Annotated in this window: 14 protein-coding genes; 3 read left to right on the top strand and 11 right to left on the bottom strand. The window is 61.7% G+C overall.

The genetic code is table 11. From position 1 onward, the window contains the following. The first annotated feature begins 8 nt into the window (after positions 1–8). Positions 9–851, top strand: coding sequence for a metal-dependent hydrolase (locus tag C4J92_RS12350; protein WP_124404035.1), 843 nt, complete (start codon positions 9–11; stop codon positions 849–851). Between the two features lie 64 nt (positions 852–915). Here C4J92_RS12350 and C4J92_RS12345 read toward each other — a convergent pair whose 3' ends face one another. Further along, the gene (locus tag C4J92_RS12345) at positions 916–2,985 is read right to left on the bottom strand and encodes an EAL domain-containing protein (RefSeq protein WP_124404034.1); all 2,070 of its coding nucleotides are present in this window, start codon (positions 2,983–2,985) and stop codon (positions 916–918) included. 317 nt (positions 2,986–3,302) lie between these two features. On the opposite strand from C4J92_RS12345, the gene C4J92_RS12340 reads away from it, so the two are divergent. Further along, entirely contained in the window at positions 3,303–3,581 is a 279-nt protein-coding gene (locus tag C4J92_RS12340) for a hypothetical protein (protein ID WP_124362645.1), read from the top strand. Between the two features lie 11 nt (positions 3,582–3,592). Next, positions 3,593–3,922 carry a DUF6388 family protein gene (locus C4J92_RS12335; protein ID WP_124404033.1) on the top strand — a complete coding sequence of 110 codons (330 nt, stop codon included), beginning with the start codon at positions 3,593–3,595 and terminating at the stop codon, positions 3,920–3,922. Between the two features lie 8 nt (positions 3,923–3,930). Here C4J92_RS12335 and C4J92_RS12330 read toward each other — a convergent pair whose 3' ends face one another. The 10 genes from C4J92_RS12330 to C4J92_RS12285 all read right to left on the bottom strand — a co-directional run bounded on the left by C4J92_RS12330 (position 3,931) and on the right by C4J92_RS12285 (position 16,525). After that, positions 3,931–4,773: a serine/threonine-protein kinase gene (locus C4J92_RS12330; protein ID WP_124404032.1), complete on the bottom strand. Its 843-nt coding sequence runs from the start codon at positions 4,771–4,773 to the stop codon at positions 3,931–3,933. After that, positions 4,770–5,480 (bottom strand): PP2C family serine/threonine-protein phosphatase, encoded by a 711-nt coding sequence (locus C4J92_RS12325; protein WP_124404031.1) that lies wholly within the window; start codon positions 5,478–5,480, stop codon positions 4,770–4,772. Before C4J92_RS12325 ends, C4J92_RS12330 begins: the two co-directional genes overlap by 4 nt. A 5-nt stretch (positions 5,481–5,485) precedes the next feature. Further along, a complete protein-coding gene (gene tssM / locus C4J92_RS12320; protein WP_124404030.1) occupies positions 5,486–8,842 on the bottom strand; it encodes a type VI secretion system membrane subunit TssM in 3,357 nt (1,118 codons plus the stop codon). A 16-nt stretch (positions 8,843–8,858) separates the two neighbouring features. Continuing rightward, complete coding sequence (icmH, locus tag C4J92_RS12315; RefSeq protein WP_124404029.1) at positions 8,859–9,719, bottom strand: type IVB secretion system protein IcmH/DotU; 861 nt, start codon at positions 9,717–9,719, stop codon at positions 8,859–8,861. A 5-nt stretch (positions 9,720–9,724) separates the two neighbouring features. Continuing rightward, the gene (tssK, locus tag C4J92_RS12310) at positions 9,725–11,053 is read right to left on the bottom strand and encodes a type VI secretion system baseplate subunit TssK (protein ID WP_124404028.1); all 1,329 of its coding nucleotides are present in this window, start codon (positions 11,051–11,053) and stop codon (positions 9,725–9,727) included. Position 11,054: 1 nt separating this feature from the next. Continuing rightward, positions 11,055–11,540, bottom strand: a complete 486-nt coding sequence (gene tssJ, locus C4J92_RS12305) for a type VI secretion system lipoprotein TssJ (protein ID WP_124404027.1) — start codon at positions 11,538–11,540, stop codon at positions 11,055–11,057. Between the two features lie 5 nt (positions 11,541–11,545). Beyond that, entirely contained in the window at positions 11,546–12,334 is a 789-nt protein-coding gene (gene tagH / locus C4J92_RS12300) for a type VI secretion system-associated FHA domain protein TagH (protein WP_124404026.1), read from the bottom strand. A gap of 18 nt (positions 12,335–12,352) precedes the next feature. Next, positions 12,353–12,484 carry a type VI secretion protein gene (locus C4J92_RS12295; protein WP_124404025.1) on the bottom strand — a complete coding sequence of 44 codons (132 nt, stop codon included), beginning with the start codon at positions 12,482–12,484 and terminating at the stop codon, positions 12,353–12,355. Between the two features lie 82 nt (positions 12,485–12,566). Continuing rightward, on the bottom strand, positions 12,567–14,093 hold the full coding sequence (locus C4J92_RS12290; RefSeq protein WP_124404024.1) for a sigma-54-dependent Fis family transcriptional regulator: 1,527 nt from the start codon (positions 14,091–14,093) through the stop codon (positions 12,567–12,569). Next, positions 14,090–16,525 (bottom strand): AAA family ATPase, encoded by a 2,436-nt coding sequence (locus C4J92_RS12285; protein WP_124404023.1) that lies wholly within the window; start codon positions 16,523–16,525, stop codon positions 14,090–14,092. Before C4J92_RS12285 ends, C4J92_RS12290 begins: the two co-directional genes overlap by 4 nt. Positions 16,526–16,537: the final 12 nt, after the last annotated feature.

The raw sequence follows: 16,537 nt of genomic DNA, 5'->3' as shown, positions 1-16,537 counted from the left end.
CACACCCCATGTTGCCGATTCGCCGTGATATCCGCTTCGCCCTGCCCGCCGGGCGCATCACCAACTGGCATGAACAAGGCCCGTTCATCACGCACTTTTTCAATGCCCTGTCGCTGCTGTTTCCCCAGGGCGAGCTGTTTTTCATGGACAGCGTGCGCCACTACCGTTCTCGCATCGACGATCCGGACCTCAAGAAAGAAATCCAGGGCTTCATCGGCCAGGAAGCCATGCACAGCCGTGAACACGTGGCCTACAACGACCTGCTGCAAGCGGCAGGCCTGCCGGCGCACAGCCTCGATCGCCGCTTGAAATTCTTCCTCGACCTGCAAAAGAAGCACTTGCCGCCATCTTTTAACCTCGCGGTGACCATCGCCCTTGAGCACTACACCGCAATGCTTGCGGAAATCCTGCTGAGCGACCCGTCGCGTTTCGGCGACTCACTCAAGGGCTACCAGCAGATGTGGTACTGGCACGCCCTTGAGGAAACCGAACATAAAGCGGTGGCCTTCGATGTGTGGAACCGGGTGATCAAGCCTGGGCCCAAGCGCTACCTGCTGCGCACCGGCACCATGCTGTTTACCACGCTGCTGTTCTGGCTGGTGGTGTTCGATTTCCACGTGCGTCTGTTGATTGCAGACCGCAAGTCGGGTGGGCATCTGCAGGGGTTCTGGCGCATGCTCAAGTTTCTGTATGCCCCCAAGGGCATCTTTGCGCGCATGCTGCGGCCGTGGCTGCACTATTTCAAACCGGGCTTTCATCCCTGGGACCATGACAATCGGGCACGGTTGGAGGGGATAGACGCACTGGTCGAGGAAATCGAGCGGACCAATCGGGGCTACGAGGCGGTCTAGCAAGCCGGCTTGCTGCATTTAAACGGGGCCGACTGCCAGACCGGTCGGCCCCATGACTGCCAGATCACCCCAACCGCGCCCGCTCGCGCACAAACTGCGGCACTGCATGCCCCGGCAATGCCCTGCTGAAATACCAGCCCTGAATGAACAACTCAGCGCCCGTATTCAGAAACGCCAATTGCTCGGCGGTCTCGACCCCTTCCACCACCACGCCCAGGTTAAGCGCCTCACAAAAACGCAGCATGCCGGTCAGCACCTGAGCGCCCTTGGGATCGTGCTGGGCAACCACAAAGCTGCGATCGATCTTGATGAAATCCACCGGAAACTGATGCAGATAACTCAACGCTGAAAACCCGGTGCCAAAGTCATCGATATACACCTTTGCCCCCAATGCCTGCAGTTTCTGGATGGTCTGACGGGTCGCCTGGATATCGCTGACCAGCGCATCTTCGGTGATCTCCACCGACACCCATCCCTGGGCCTGGGCGAGGATTTCCACCAGGCGATTACCATAAGCCGCGTCCTTGAGGGTGACGCTGGATAAATTGATGGTCATGGGCAATTCAAAACCGGCCTTCTTCCACTGTTGATACTGGCGTACGGCCTGGGACGCCACCCACACGTCCACGTCCGGCATCAACCGGGCCTGTGCCAACCATTGCAGGAACTCCCAGGGTGAATGCACCGTGCCCTGGCTGTCCCGGGCGCGCATCAAGGCTTCGCAGCCGGTGCACAGGCCGGTACGGGTGGAGACCTGGGGCTGAAACTCAAGATAGAACTCGTAGTCGCTGATCTGCTGGATCCGGTTCAACTCAATGGCCTGCCGGGCCAGGGCGCGGTGCGACGCGAGTACCGGGTCGAACTCCAGCAACCGCCCCTTCTCCTCCAGGCCGCGAAACGTCATGTCCAGGGATTTGAGGTATACCGTGCCGCCGTCACTGGCCTGGCGATGGATCGCCCGTACATACGGCGCATACACCAACGTCCCCAGGCCCATCAGTACAACCTGCAATACCACGGCCGCGACGTCGCCATGGGTACTGAGGTAAGCATTGAGCAACACCGGTGCGGTAAACGGCACGCTGGCCACGGCCGGTGCTACCCAACCCAGTTGCACCACCGCGAGTGCCACCGTCGCATTGACCGCCGGCACCAACAGAAAGGGTATGAACAACCGCGGGTTGAGGATGATCGGCAAACCGAACAACAGCACTTCGCTGACGTTGAATAACGACAGCGGCAAGCTGGCCATCGCCAGCAACCGCATGGACTGGCTCCTGGAAAACAGCAGAATTGCCAGGAGCAGGCACAGCGCGCCGCCCGACCCACCGATAAACGCAAAGCTGCCTAACAGGCCGCTGTTAAGCAGGTATTGGACCGGCTCACCCGCCGCCAGCGCTGCGCCGTTGAGCACCACAGCTTGATCCAGTACATCGAACAGCGGTTGCATGGCGTACACGCCATGAATCCCGAAAAACCACAACAGCGAGTTCATCAAGGTCACAAACAGGCCGCTACCGTAAGGCGCCTGTAACGCATTGAGCACCTGCGGCCCCTGCAGTTGCGCCACATAGGGGATCTGCAACAGCAACGACAACACCACCACCAATGCCAGCGCAGTGATCGCACCGGGCAGCACCATGTTGATCGTGCCCTTGAGGTTGTGTCCGATCAGGTCTTCATGCACCAAGCGAGTCCAACGCAAACGGTGCAGCCAGGCCATGGCCGGCACATTGACCAGCGGCGACGCGATGGCAATGAACAGCAGGAAGGTGGCCGAAGCCCGAGGGTATTCGCGCAAAAGAAACGTGGCCACCACTACGTTGGCAAGGCATAAAAAGGCTATCGGCAGTTGTGGCAAGCGGTGCTGAATGGCCAACATATAGCCAATGGAAGCGGCGACCAGCAGTGGAATCACCGAGCTGATCCGGTCATGCAGCCCCGAAAGAAAGCTCACTATCGGTGGGCTGAAGCCCAGCACCTTGGCGCATTCGGACAGGATCAGGAAAACGGCAGACACCAACAGGCACGGCAGGATCCACAACAATCCCTCCCGAATCGCACGCAACGACTCGATACTTGCCAGGGCCGCCAGGCGCTGGGTAAGGAAAAGTTTGAACAGCGTTTGCGCCATGAGCCGCCCTCTGCCCGTATTCGCGGGGTCTGGAGATCAGCGCCGGAATACCCGTGAACGCTACACGCCCTGATGCTCGGCGCGAAAGCTTTTTGCCATCTCCCGGGGCTTTTCAGCAAAAAAACCCTGGGGGCTGTGAAAATTCCTAGATAAAAAATCGAACTTTCTGACCTGAGTCATCCCCTAAACCTGTCTGAGTCGGTATTATCCGCCGCGTTTGCGTTTGTTAAAGGATGTTACAGCCTGGTTAACATCGGGTGCCCACTCAGGGAATATTGCCTGGCCAGAAGCAGGCACAAAGGAGAGAGAGCCTTACCATGCACCATAAGCGGTCCAGCACCATGCGCCCCCTATTTGTCACCATCCTGTTGTGGCTGTGCAGCGTGGCGCTGTTATTTATCATCAAGAACGTCATCGAACTGTATACCGGGCCCGTCGCGGAGACCTGGATAGATTTGACGTTGGTGCTTGTCGCCTACCTGATGTTCTTTTTACTGGCACCGTTGCAACGCTGGCTCCAGCGCAGGTCGCGCAAGCGCGCTCGGCGTCACGTCGACGGGCACGCACCCGACGTCGACTCCCCTCTCTCTCGCTGAAGGGCTTGGCGTTGTCAGCACCTGGCGATAACTATCAACGCGCACTGGACCGGTTCCTGCACGAACACCCGGATGTGGCCGCTGAATTGAACAACTTCAACCCACTGGCTGCCCAGGCCAGGGGAGAAACCGTGGCGCAGTATCGTACCGAGCGTCTGTATGAAGCGTTCGAGGCGCAGGCCGAGCGCCAGGGCCTGTTCGCCTGGGAGCTGACCCTCAAGCTGACTGCCGAGTCCAGCGAAGCCTTCGAAACTCAACGCCTCGAGGTGCACAAGGAGGTCGCACAGATGGCCGGCATGAGTTGGGCCGACTACTGCCAACTGCATGACCTGGCTGGCTGACGTTCTGGCTAGCCGCACCAGCGAAGCCGCCTGCACCCCATGACCTGCCGCAACTCGGCGACCGTCAGGGCCCGGCGGTGCGGGTCTTGCGCCAAGGCGGTGTGCAGTGCCGGCCAGCAACGTCGGGGCAACTGCCTGGGCCGAGGCAGCCCGGCCCCCGGTTGGCGTTCCCCGAGGCGCTTGCCCTGGGCCAGCTCATACAGGACGCACGCCACGCCATAGAGGTCCGCAGCGGGCGTCAACGCGCCACCCGCCAGTAATTCAGGCGCCGCATAGGCCCTGGTCCAGGCATTCAACCGGCTGCGATTCACCGCCGCCAAGTCCGCCGGGGTCTGCGCAAATGACTGCCCAAGGCCGAAATCGAATAAACGCACGCCCGCTTCGCCCACCATGACATTGGCCGGTTTGATATCGCCATGCAGCACGTTGTGTTGGTGGGCATAAACCAACGCATCCAGCAGTTGCAGGGCAATCGGTTGCAGCTCTGCCCACGGCATTCCATCAGGGCATTCCACAAGCAGTCGGTCCAGCGTCAGGCCATGCAGCAGCTCCATGGTAAAAAAGGCGATCTGGCTGGATGTATCCACCTCAAACGAATACACCCTCACCACGCGCTCATGTCGCAGGCGGCGCGCCAGCGCAAACTCGCTGAACAGCAATACATGGGCGTCCGGGCATGCAGACAAAGACTCGTCCAGCAGCTTGAGCGCCACAGCGGAACAAGGCTCGCCAAATTGCTCATGTAACAGGTCGCGCGCACGGTACACCACGCCCATCCCGCCCCGGCCCACGACCTGCTCAAGGTGGTAGCGGCCGACGAGCAAAACCGGGGGAGTTGATGCCGCACTCATGAGTGCACCACGACGGCGGTCAAATCATCGCGTGCCGGGGCGCGCAACGCGCTGGCGAACAATCTTTCCACGACCTGCTGCGGCCCGCCTGCACTCAACGCCAGGCCCAGCTGGACATGGCTGAGTGCCTGGTAGAGACCATCGCTGCACAATAAAAACACATCGCCAGGGCGGGTCCTGAGCTCCAGCACCTCAAGCCGCAATGACGCGTGCGCGCCAATGGCCCGGGTCAAGGCTCTGGCATCAGGGTGGGCCCGAGCTTGCGTCGCACTCAACTGACCCTCGTCCATGAGGCGCTGCAACAGCGAATGATCTCTCGACAGCTGGTACAGGCGTTGTTCACGCCACAAATAACAGCGGCTGTCCCCCGCCCAAACACAGGCCGCACGCCCGTTATCCAGCAACAGTGTGACCACCGTACTCCCCATCGTCGCACTGCCGGTGCGCCGCGCATCCGCCAGCCGCCGGTTGACACCTTGCAGCCGTTGTCGAACCGCATCGACCCGCTGATCAAGGCTGCCCTGCGCCGACAACGAAGCCAGGCTGCTGATCACCCACTCGCTCACGACGTCGCCGTGCCGGTGCCCGCCCATGCCATCCGCCACGGCCCAACAGCCTCCTTGCGGGCAATCGAGCAGGGCATCCTCATTGCGCGGCCGTGACTGCCCGCGCTGTGTACGCCCGGCGCTGCGCCATGTGGGCCGCATCGGGTTCACAGTTGCTCCGGCAGGCGGAAGGTGCGCCACGTGTCCATCTCAAATGGGCTGGGTGTGCGTTGGCTGGTCAGCAGGTAATTGGCGCGCAACCCGGCCAGGTCAGCCTTGACGATCTGCGCGTTGCGGTCACTCGCAGGCTCGCGTTGCAGCAAGTCGAAAAACCGGAACAACGACCAGGCGCCGGCGCTCTTCTCGATACCCAGGGGGCGCAATTCGATACCCCTCTCCAGTACGAGGCTGGCGCGTCCGTTGTCTGCTTCGATGGGCCACCGGAATGTCATGGGTATGATCGGGCCGTGCCGGTATTCCAGTTGCTTTTCACCCAATCGCAGGATCGCTCGGTTGACCGATTGATCCAGGCTGTAGGGCGCCAAGGTAAAACCCACCGCCAACTCTCCCTGGTCTTCGGTGAAAAAGCTGCGTCGGATGACCTGGGCTTTCGTCAGTTGATCCAGCAGCGAACGTGAGATCGGAAAACCCTGTCCGTCCAGCCCGCGCAACCGGTAGCGCGTGCCATCCGCAGTGACAAACGAGCGCAGGTACCCCTCGTAAAAACGCGCCCACACGCCCTGGGGTTTAAAGAACTCACGGAAATCGTCCAGGGCCACATCACTCGTCGCGTGGGCATTGAACGGGTACCGTTGGCGAATCGCCCTGGCGTAAAGCCCCTGCACCTCGCTCTGGTAGCGCTGATTGACATGGGCATAGGCCTGGTCCAATAAATGGCGCCATGTCTGATCGCCAATCCCTTCAAACCAACCGGCAAGCGGAAGCGGCAAACGGCTGGACGCTGCACGCAGGTCGCCCAGCACGTCCTGCTGGCCGTCCATGCGCCGCTTTGCCCGCAAAAAGGCCGCCTGCTCCGGCGAACCCTCACGGCTCAGCGTCGCCAATTGCAGGTGCAATTGGTCGAGCAGGCGCAACCCCTGGGCCAGCTCCGCACTGGGGTTCTGCTGCTCATCCAGCAACTGATGCAAGGGTTCAAAACGCCGCTGCAAAGCCCGGCGTGCCGCGTCGCCCAAAGCAGCCTGCCCCTGCGCTACCGCAGCCTTGGCGATCGCGCCCAACGCGCCTGACGGCTGGGCCATCGTTGCTGGCAGCTCCAGGCCCGGCAGTAAACGGGTATTTTCACGAAGCTGCTGCAATAGCAGAAGGACTGGCGATTGGGCCGACGTCAGCCCCGCGAGACGTTCGGCATCCTCACGCAGGCCGTCGGTGTGCAGCAGCCTGATGCGACCGAGCGCATCGCTCCAGGCCTGGGCATACTCACTGAAGTAGCGCTGTTGCAGTTCGATCATCAAGCGCTGCAGATCCTCGCTGCTCAAGTCAGTGCCTTCGCCCAGTACCCAGTTATCCTGGGCAATGGCGTTCACCAGCTTGGGGCCCTGCGCTTCGAAGTACTGCACATACCTTTTGGTGTAGAAGCCAGGAACCGGTGGGTCGATGGCGGCGAAGACCTTGCCTTCGGCCAGACGCAACGGCTCCAGGTCGCGCGATTGTTCGCGCAGCACCCGGTACACCACGTCGGCCAATGACTCGCCCCGCAGCGCGGCCCGCGCCTGAGCCACCAGCTCGTCATTGAGCCGGGCGGAAAATGGCTGCTCAAGCAGTCGCGCCCAATGTTCATTCAGACGCTTCTGTACCGGCATATCACCGGGAAACTGCAGCGACCAATGGCTGGCCATATGCTGCGCCAACCACGCGGTATCCCGGCGCTCGCGCAGATTGAGCATCAGGTACGCACGCAAGTTGTCGAGCAGGCGCTCGCGATCGCCGAGGCTGGCGCGTACCTGCTCTTCGAGCAGGTCAACAGTGCGGCCCAGCAGTCGCTGCTGCAACGTCTGCTCATAGGCGCGCGCCACCCACGGTCGGCTGACCTCGCCCTGATACAGGCCGGCTCGCTCGATCAGTGGAGCGTCGCCTGATATGGGAAACACCTGGGTCGCCGCCCAGCGAGCGTCCAGCAGCGCCAGGAGTGTCAAGGTTTCATCGTTACTCTGCACGACGGGAGCGCTAAGTGCAGCGATATGAGCCAAACGTTGTTGGTTGGCCGCGTAACTGTGCATCCACAGCCCCCCGGCACCCGCCAGGACCAGCGCAGCCGCCATCCCCAGCAACCCATTGCGCCGCCAGATGCGCTGGCGCTCGCGGGTCTGCAAGGCGGCCAGGTCCGCCCCGGCAAAGATCACCCGACTGAACAGGCCCTGCACGAAATGGCTGCGGCTGTCGCTGGCAGAGGTCAGGTAGAACCCGCGCAAGCCGCTGATGCGCTGGTAGCGATGGGCGCAAAACGCCCACTCGATAAACAGGCACAAACGCTCGCCTATTTGCGCAGTCTGCTGGGGAAAATCAAGCATCCGCCCGCGGCGCTCGACATCGCGCTCCTGGTGCAATCGCTCAATCAATTCGCCGTGCAAACGTTGCAGTAATTGCTCGAACGCTCGGCGAACCTGGGTGATGTCATTGCCCGCCTTGTCAGCCTCCAGAGGTTGGCCCAGCACCGCTACGACATCGTCCCCTGACGGTGAGTCGAAGTACTCGATGAACCCCGCCAGTCGATCGGCCTGGGTCAACACCAGGTAGAGGGGTACATCCACCTGCAGTACCTGCTGAATTTCCTGCACGCGCGAATGGACATGGCGCGCCAGTTGCTCCAGGTCGTGCTCATTACCGCTCAGGAGCCTGTCTACCGACAGCGTCACCACCACGCCGTTGAGCGGGCGCACTCGATGCCGCCACCTCAGACTGGCCAACAGCGTGGTCCAGCCGGCGGCATCCACCGAACGGTCTGGTTGAATCAGATAGCGCCCTGGCGTGTCGATAAGCACCCCTTCATCGGCGAAGTACCAGTCACACTGCCCGCTGCCGCCCGTCGGCTGCGTGTCAGCCTGATCGAACGGTGACTGCAAACCCGCTGCCGCCAATAGTTGGGTCTTGCCACTGCGCGGTTCACCGATCACCAGGTACCAGGGCAAATCATGGCGCCAACGTGCGTTGCGCTCGCCATAGCGCGCAGACGTTTTCAACCGGTGGAGGGCGTCCTTGAAACGACCACGGACGTGCTTCTGCTCGTCCTCCACCGCTCTCAATGGCGGATGAGCGGTTGGCGGAGCCGGCCTTTCGAGTCCAGCAGCATGGCGCCCACCCGCCAGGACCATCGCCAATCCCCACAGCAGAAACAAAGCGCTGAGGGTCAACAGGCGGGCAGTGGCGCTTTGCCAGAACCGGTAGTCGTCCACGGCCAACAGCGGTCCGACGTACCACACGAATGCAGCACAGCAAAGCACCAGCATCAGGCTCCACACCCAGACCTTGGCCAGCACGGCACCCACGCCCTTGAAGAATGCGTTCATTCGTTGCTCCCTGCGTTTACTGGGGCGTGCGGGTAAGATCCGACGCCGACAATTGAAGGCTTTGCAGCGCACTTGCCCTTTCTCGCTCCAACACCCAGGCGAATCCCGTGTACATCGCGAGCAAACCGCACAGCGTGAAGGCCACACATCCGCCAACAGGAATGACGCGTACGTGCCTGCGTCGCGTGCGCCCCTGCCCTTCCGGCAACACCGGCGCCAACGGTGGATTGCCTCGTACCTGCCTGATCTGTCGATACAGGCCATCGCGAACGGCTTCGAGTTGCACTACCCCCCGCTCCATCACCCGGTATTTACCTTCGAACCCCAGGGACAGGCACAGGTACACCAGCTCCAGCATCGCCAAGTGTTTTACCGGGTCGCGCGCCAGGCGTTCCAGCAACTGGAATACTTTCTCGCCGCCGAACGTTTCGTGATGAAAGCGACTCAACAGGCTCATCTTCGACCAGTCACTTCGAGCGCCCCACGATGTGGTGACGACTGCTTCGTCAATCACGCTGCACAACACGTAGCGCGCAGACATGACCTGGGTATTTTCAATGCCACCCTGCAACGCACGGGTTTCGAATTGAGTCACAGCGGATGACAATCGGTCGTTGATCGTAATGAGGTTTTCCCGACCGGAGCAGCCCTTGAGCTGGACCACTTGCGACAATAGCTCCCAAGCGGCGACCACGAGGGGATTGAGCGCTGTGGTGAAGCTGTGCGCGCCCAGTGCTTGGCTCGCGTAGATCATCCGGTCCTGCAATTGTTCATAGCGCGGCGGCGCCGGGAACTCCGTGAGCGGCCCTTGCGCGGGCCCATGGCCGTCGCGATCGAGCAGGACGGTTTTTTCGTCCTGCGGGTATTCACTGTCCATAGCATTCAATTCCTGATGGCCCAGAAGGTCAGCTCAAGCCCGGCGAACTCGCCCCCGACATGGAACGCGAAGCCGCCCGACTGCTCCAGCTGGGCGATATCGCGGGCATTCATATCCAGCATGAAATAGGTCTTGGCGGCGTGGAACGGGATCTGGCGCGGCGCCACGGGCAATGGTTTGACCTTGATCCCCGCCAGGTGCAGATTGACCAATTCGCGTATGCGCTCAACCGCGCCGACTTTCAAATGCGCCGGCAGGCGTTGGCGCAATGCCTCCGAATCACACTGCGCCGTAGCCGCCAGGATGAACGTCGCCGTACCCAGCAATTTCAGGTCGCTGACCGGGCAAACCAATACGCCGTACTGACGTTGTTGCAACGGCAACTCGATGGAGTGTTGTTCCAGCACGACCGACAACACGGCACGCACAGCCTCCATCAGGCCCCGGAAACTTGCCCCCTGGTCGGCGTGCCGGTAATGCACATCCAGCACCGGGCGCCTGCTATCGCTGGCGAACGTCGACAACTCACCGAGCAGCGCCACCAATGCGCGGAACACCGCTTCAGGGCGAACCTGGGCCTGGCTCAAGCAGTGGCGCAGCTCCAACTCGGTACGATTGATCACTTGCAGCATGAGGAAATCGCCGACCTGCGTGCCGGCGGCGCTGCTCTCGCCCCGGATCCGCGCCGCGATGGCATCCCCCCGCGACGCAAGCAGGCCGATCACCTCCTTGAGACAAGACGATACATACCCGCGATCCTGCATAAAAATGAACGTCGGGACGAACTCCGCATCCAGGCGCACGCCCCCCGCATCGGTAGACTCCAGCACTTGGGCGACCTTGAGTCTGACGAAGCCCTGTTCTTTGTGCTGCTCACCCAGCAGGAGACGCAAATCAGGTCGCGCGCAGTGAATTCGACAGCGAGCGTCGGCACCGGCGTTCGAATCACCTACCTCCACCTCACAAGCGAGGTAGCGCGCCAGGACATCGTCCTGCTCCGGTTGGCGGGCTTCAATCTGATTGCCGGTTGCCAGCAGCAGCGCCAGGTAAACAGCCTGTTCCCCCGGGTTGGCGGGTACCTGTAATACCAGGGGCTCCATCGCGGTGCCGTGGTCGAACAGGCTGCCGTCCGGCAATACACCGCTGGCTTGAGTGACCACCAGTTTGCCCAGGTTGAGGTACTGCACATCGAGTTCCAGCGTGAGGAAGCCCCAGGCGTCAGGACTCAGCAAACGCGTCTGGTTGAGCTGTTGCTGGTAATGGCGGTCGTTGTGCTGCAAGTGCTGCGGCCGCAACAGCATGCCTTCCTGCCAGATGACTTTATGCGCGTGCATATCACTGCACCTCCTTGCCGGAGCGCGGGTCGGCAAGCCGGATTCCGTCGTGGTCCAGTACCAGCTCGGCACGGTTCAATTGCTGTGCGGTGAGCGGAACGAGCAGCCGCCATTGAACGTGTGGTAAGTCCCGGTACGCCGCCAGCACGCCCACAAAATGACTTTTTGGCCCGACACTCAGCTTGAGCGCCAGTCGGTCCCCTGGGCGCAGCTCAATTTCCTCGCTGCTCACCCAGTCCTTTGGCAATACCTGCTCGGCGTGGTCATACAGGCTGAAGAAGTCGGCATTCTCGAAAGCTACGCCATGGCGCAGTTCAATCAGTTGCAGCACGACCGGCGAGGGTCGGCCATGAAGGTCCGGGTTGACCTGCTCACTGGCGGTCAGTACCAGGTCCAGTTTGGTTAATGTCGAAAAAGGCGATACGGCGCTGCAGCCAGCCAACAGGCCGAGCGTGAGCAACAGGGGCGTGAGGGTGACTCGAGACATGGACATCATCCTGGATAATCGCTGTGCAGGGTTGAGATCAGGCGCACCTGTTCTTCAAAGGCCCGGCTGTGTTGCAGCCGTTCAACCTCCAGCCGACACAGGCGCGCCACCTTGATCGCCAGCGCCTTTCGTGCAACGTGGTCAAGGCGGCCCAGGTCAAGCCCCAGCGCCGCAGCAAACTCCGTCCAGAAGACGTCATCCGGCGGCGGTGCCGTCGCGACAGAGTCCGCTACGGGAAGCTCCTTGATGGGCTCAACCCGGCACGGCATTGCCACATGCTCACGGTCGGCGGCGTGCCGGTCCGCCCACTCTCCGGGCTCGCCAACGCCCGCATTCAAAGCTGCCAGTTCATCCGAGGTGCTATGTCGCTGATGCTCAAGGTCCAGTGCCCGCAACGGGTCCAGCGCCAGGAAGGCGTCGTCGGGAATCGGCACTCCCGTGGTGATGGGCTGCTCACGCAAAGGTGGAGAAGATTCCATCAGCCGCGCGCGTATCGACAGCGCACCCAGTTCGAACACGTCGCCATCTTCGATCAATCGCGCCTGCCCTTTGTGCAACCGTTCGCAACTGCCTGCCATGCCGATACCGTTGCTGCTGATATCCGTCAGAAAGTAGCGACCTTCGCGGTAACCCACCAAACCGTGGTGGCTGGAGAGCAGCCGACTGGGATCATGGATGATCCAGTCACAGCCAGAGCCACGCCCAATCACACCGCCCACGCCGTCAAACACTTTGCGCACCGTGGACACAGGGTCTGCGCCTGCGGCCTCACTTACCTCAAACACAAGCCGCATGGTCAAGCTCCCTCTTTCTTATCGGCCACGGGTCACCACCTGGGGCTCACCCAAAGGACGGTATTGGGCATCATCGAATGCGTAATTGGCGTTACAACCGCCAAGCAGACACAACACAAGCACGACGACGTGCCACGGACGATCAGGCATCAGGTTTCTCCTCGGTGAAAAGGCCCGCCGACTTCATATCGATGACGGCGGCAATGATCTCGGCAATCCTCGGATGCACCGTTCAACGCTCCCCGCTGGCTTCGCCGCAAGGAATGTTCAAGCGTGCAAGCCGGTAAAGCAGCGTGCGCCGTGCGACGCCGAGCTCACGCGCCGTACGGGTCCGGTTGCCACGATTCTTGTGCAGGCAATCGAGCAGGAACACGCGCTCTACCCGCTCCAGACGCTGGCGTAGCGTTACATCATCAACGGCGGTCGCGGCCGACGCCTGGGGAAGCGACAGGTGCGCCGGCAGGATCACGTTGTCGTCACACAGCAGAACGGCTCGCTCCACCAGGCACTTGAGTTCGCGCACGTTGCCAGGAAAGGCATGACTCGACAGCTGATCAAGGGCGATATTCGACCATTCCACAGGTGTCCTTCCCAGGCTTGCGCACGCCTTGTCGGCGAAATGCCGTGCCAGCTGCAGCACATCCCCGTCTCGCTCACGCAAGGCCGGTAACTGGATGGGGAACTGGGCAAGCCGGTAATAAAGATCCTCGCGAAAACTGCCTTCTGCGACCATGGTTGCGAGGTCACGGTGGGTCGCCGCGATGATGCGCACATCAACCTTGTGCGCAGCACTGGCGCCCAATGGGCGAACCTCACCTTCCTGCAATACCCGCAACAACTTGGCTTGCAGGGTCAGCGGCATATCGCCGATTTCATCCAGCAGCAACGTGCCGCCATGGGCGGCGTCGAACAGCCCTGCATAGTTGCGCTCGGCACCGGTAAACGCGCCTTTGCGGTAGCCGAACAGCTCGCTCTCCAACAAGCCTTCCGGGAACGCCGCGCAGTTCTGCACCACGAAAGCCTTGGCTGCTCGCGGCCCTGCCAGGTGGATGGCCCGAGCCACTACTTCTTTGCCGGTACCGGTTTCGCCCCGTAGCAGGACGGTATAAGGGGTATGCAGCACCTTGCTGATCAATTGGCAGGTTTGCGCCATCGCTGTGCTGTTGCCGATCAGGCCATACGTGCCGGTCAGCGATACTGCGCGCCCTTGCGGCGCAACAGCCGGCACCCACTGCAGGCTGCGCAGCAGGGCCAGTTGGTGCAAGGCGAAGCTGGCGAACTGGCCCAGCGAGGACGCGTAGCCTTGCAACGCTGCCGGGCGTTGGGCCGCGCATAGCAGCACGCCCGTGAGCGTATTGAGGCGGTTGAACAGCGGCACACTCAACAAGGCGCGCCAAGGTGATGCGAGCACCGGCAAGAAACCCAGGTCGTAAGGGCTGTTTTGCACATCATCCACACTGACCGCGGCGCCTTGATCCAGTGTGTCGCGCAGTAAAGGCACGTATCGCGGATCGATACTTGAAGCCGCCACCGCCACCGAGGGCGTCGCGCTCAGGTGTTGGGCGGCCAGCTCAAGCCGGCCGGTCGCTTCGTCAAGCCGGTACAATTGGGTGAGTTCACAGTGACTCAGTTGTGCCACGGCTGAGACGCACGCGCCGGGTAATGAAGCGCCGTCACTGTCCAGGCCTATACGTGTGAAGCAGCCGATCAAGGCGCTGGCGTGGGCAAGCGGGTCAGGCAATTGATCAAGGCCGGTCATTGGCTGAACTCGCAGAGCGGCAGGCCGTTGCCATCCAATCGCGCATGTACCAGGGAAACCGGGGTCTCCATGGCCATGGCGCCGAGCAGACCGTCCACCATCTGCGGCAACAAATGGCGCTCGATCCACTGGTCGATGTACCGCGCACCGCTGTCACCGTCCGCGCAACGCTCGGTCATGTGCGCGACCAATTCTGGCGTATAGGTGAATGCCAGTTTGCGCGAGTGCAGCCGTTGGCCAAGGCCCGCAAGCTTGAGCTCTGCCACGTCGTGCAGCACCTGCTCGTCAATCGGGTAATACGGTATGACGCGCATACGGGCGAGCAACGCGGGCTTGAAGTGGGCACGCAGCACCGGGTAAATGGCGTCTTGCAGCACCTGGGGTTCAGGTCGTTGGCCGCCTGAACAAAGCGCGTTGATAGCGTCGCTGGCAAGGTTGGACGTCATCAGCAGCACGGTGTTGCGAAAGTCGATTTCCCGCCCTTCGCCATCATTCGCGCGCCCTTTGTCAAAGACCTGGTAAAACAGGTTCAATACCTCCGGGTCGGCCTTCTCCACCTCGTCGAGCAGCACGACTGAATAGGGACGCTGGCGTACCGCTTCGGTCAAAACCCCGCCCTCGCCATAACCGACATAACCCGGTGGCGCACCGATCAATCGGGAAAGCGCGTGCTTCTCCTGGTACTCCGACATATTGATGGTGGTGACAAACCGTTCACCGCCGTACAGAAGATCCGCCAGGGCCAGGGCTGTTTCTGTCTTGCCTACACCGCTTGGCCCCACCAGCAGAAACACCCCGACAGGGGCATCGACCTTGTTGAGCCCGGCGGCAACGGCGCGCAAGGCACGATCAAGGGCCTGCACCGCGTGGTCCTGCCCAAGCACGCGCGAGCGCAAGGCCGCGGCAAACCCAAGCACTTTTGTGTTCGGTTCAAGGGCCAGCTGCTCGACGGGAATACCGGTCCACGCGCTGATGACATGCGCTACGCCGTGCGGGCAGACCTCAGGTTTCACCAGCGGCCCATCGTGCTCAAGCCACTGTTGTTCCAGTACCTGGCGCTCGTGCTCAAGGGTTTCCAGGCGCAACTTCAGCGCCTGCAGGGCCTGCGCATCCACAGGCAATCCGCTATCAAAGTCTCGACTCAGCGCCCGCGCCTGCCGCTGGCCCTCGATCAGTTCGGCGCGTAGCGCCTGCAGTGCCTCAGGCGGCATTGCCTGACGCGTGCGGACGCTGGCACAGGCGGTGTCCAGCACGTCCACCGCCTTGTCCGGCAACTGTCGGCCCACCAGATAGCGTGCGCTCATGTGGGCCGCTGCTACCACCGCATCATCACGGACATACACGCCATGGCTCGCTTCATAGACAGGCACCAGTCCCCGCAGAATCGACACTGCCTGCTCGACACCCGGCTCCTCGACCAGTACCGGCTGGAACCGCCGCGCCAATGCCGGGTCCTTTTCGATGTACTGCTTGTATTCCGACCAGGTGGTAGCGGCGATCGTACGCAACGCGCCGCGCGCCAGGGCCGGCTTGAGCAGGTTGGCCGCGTCCAGGCCTCCCGGCTGGGCGCCAGCGCCCACCAAGGTATGGGCTTCGTCGATAAACAGGATGACCGGCTCAGGCGATGCGTTCACTTCATCGATCACACCTTTGAGACGTCGCTCGAACTCGCCTTTGAGGCCAGCACCGGCTTGCAGCAAGCCCATATCGAGGGTCAGCACGCGAACGCTTTTAAGGGCCTCGGGCACCTGCAAAGCCGCGATCTGCAACGCAAGCCCTTCGACGATCGCCGTTTTCCCCACCCCGGCCTCCCCCACGAGAATCGGGTTGTTCTTGCGCCGCCGCACCAGGATGTCGATCAATTGCCGTATTTCGCGCTCGCGGCACAGCACTGGGTCTATTCGGCCTTCACGGGCATGCTGGGTGAGGTCCTGGGTAAAGCGCTGCAGCAGCGACTCCGTGGCAATCGGCTGATGCTCGCTGGGCTGGCCCAGCAGAAAATCACGCACCTTGCCGACATCCAGGCGGCTGAGCACAGCGTGATACCGGCTGCCCGCATACTCCAGCGGGTGCTGTAAAAGTGCCAGCAACAGCGCACCGTGATCGACAGAGCGTTGGCCCAACTCTACGTGGGCAACCATCACGGCTTGTTGTAACCACAGCACCAGAGCCTGGGCGAACACCGGGTTGCGTGTAGCGCTCTGCTCGCTCCTCGGCTGCAAGGCTGCTTGCAGTTCGCCCAGGGAAACGTCGGCATCTGCCAGCGCCTTGGCCATCAACCCGGCGGGATGCTCGAGCAAGGCCAGAAGCAGATCCTCCACCAACACTTCATGACCACCACGCGCCATGCAGCGCTCGGCCGCGCGCGTCAGGTCCCGGCGGGTCGGGGCCGTCAATGTAAGGATCAGTTGTTGCAGGTCCACATTAATCATGCTCATCAATCC

It is taken from the genome of Pseudomonas sp. R3-18-08, from assembly GCF_003852065.1.
Classification (GTDB): Bacteria; Pseudomonadota; Gammaproteobacteria; order Pseudomonadales; family Pseudomonadaceae; genus Aquipseudomonas.
This window is presented reverse-complemented; position numbering and strand designations above follow the sequence as displayed.

What these genes read in the sequence shown, in the direction of transcription:
- C4J92_RS12350 (WP_124404035.1), top strand. Translation starts at nt 9, where the DNA reads ATGTTGCCGATTCGCCGTGATATCCGCTTCGCCCTGCCCGCCGGGCGC.
- C4J92_RS12345 (WP_124404034.1), bottom strand. Translation starts at nt 2,985, where the DNA reads ATGGCGCAAACGCTGTTCAAACTTTTCCTTACCCAGCGCCTGGCGGCC.
- C4J92_RS12340 (WP_124362645.1), top strand. Translation starts at nt 3,303, where the DNA reads ATGCACCATAAGCGGTCCAGCACCATGCGCCCCCTATTTGTCACCATC.
- C4J92_RS12330 (WP_124404032.1), bottom strand. Translation starts at nt 4,773, where the DNA reads ATGAGTGCGGCATCAACTCCCCCGGTTTTGCTCGTCGGCCGCTACCAC.
- C4J92_RS12325 (WP_124404031.1), bottom strand. Translation starts at nt 5,480, where the DNA reads ATGCGGCCCACATGGCGCAGCGCCGGGCGTACACAGCGCGGGCAGTCA.
- tssM (WP_124404030.1), bottom strand. Translation starts at nt 8,842, where the DNA reads ATGAACGCATTCTTCAAGGGCGTGGGTGCCGTGCTGGCCAAGGTCTGG.
- icmH (WP_124404029.1), bottom strand. Translation starts at nt 9,719, where the DNA reads ATGGACAGTGAATACCCGCAGGACGAAAAAACCGTCCTGCTCGATCGC.
- tssK (WP_124404028.1), bottom strand. Translation starts at nt 11,053, where the DNA reads ATGCACGCGCATAAAGTCATCTGGCAGGAAGGCATGCTGTTGCGGCCG.
- tssJ (WP_124404027.1), bottom strand. Translation starts at nt 11,540, where the DNA reads ATGTCTCGAGTCACCCTCACGCCCCTGTTGCTCACGCTCGGCCTGTTG.
- tagH (WP_124404026.1), bottom strand. Translation starts at nt 12,334, where the DNA reads ATGCGGCTTGTGTTTGAGGTAAGTGAGGCCGCAGGCGCAGACCCTGTG.
- C4J92_RS12295 (WP_124404025.1), bottom strand. Translation starts at nt 12,484, where the DNA reads ATGCCTGATCGTCCGTGGCACGTCGTCGTGCTTGTGTTGTGTCTGCTT.
- C4J92_RS12290 (WP_124404024.1), bottom strand. Translation starts at nt 14,093, where the DNA reads ATGACCGGCCTTGATCAATTGCCTGACCCGCTTGCCCACGCCAGCGCC.
- C4J92_RS12285 (WP_124404023.1), bottom strand. Translation starts at nt 16,525, where the DNA reads ATGATTAATGTGGACCTGCAACAACTGATCCTTACATTGACGGCCCCG.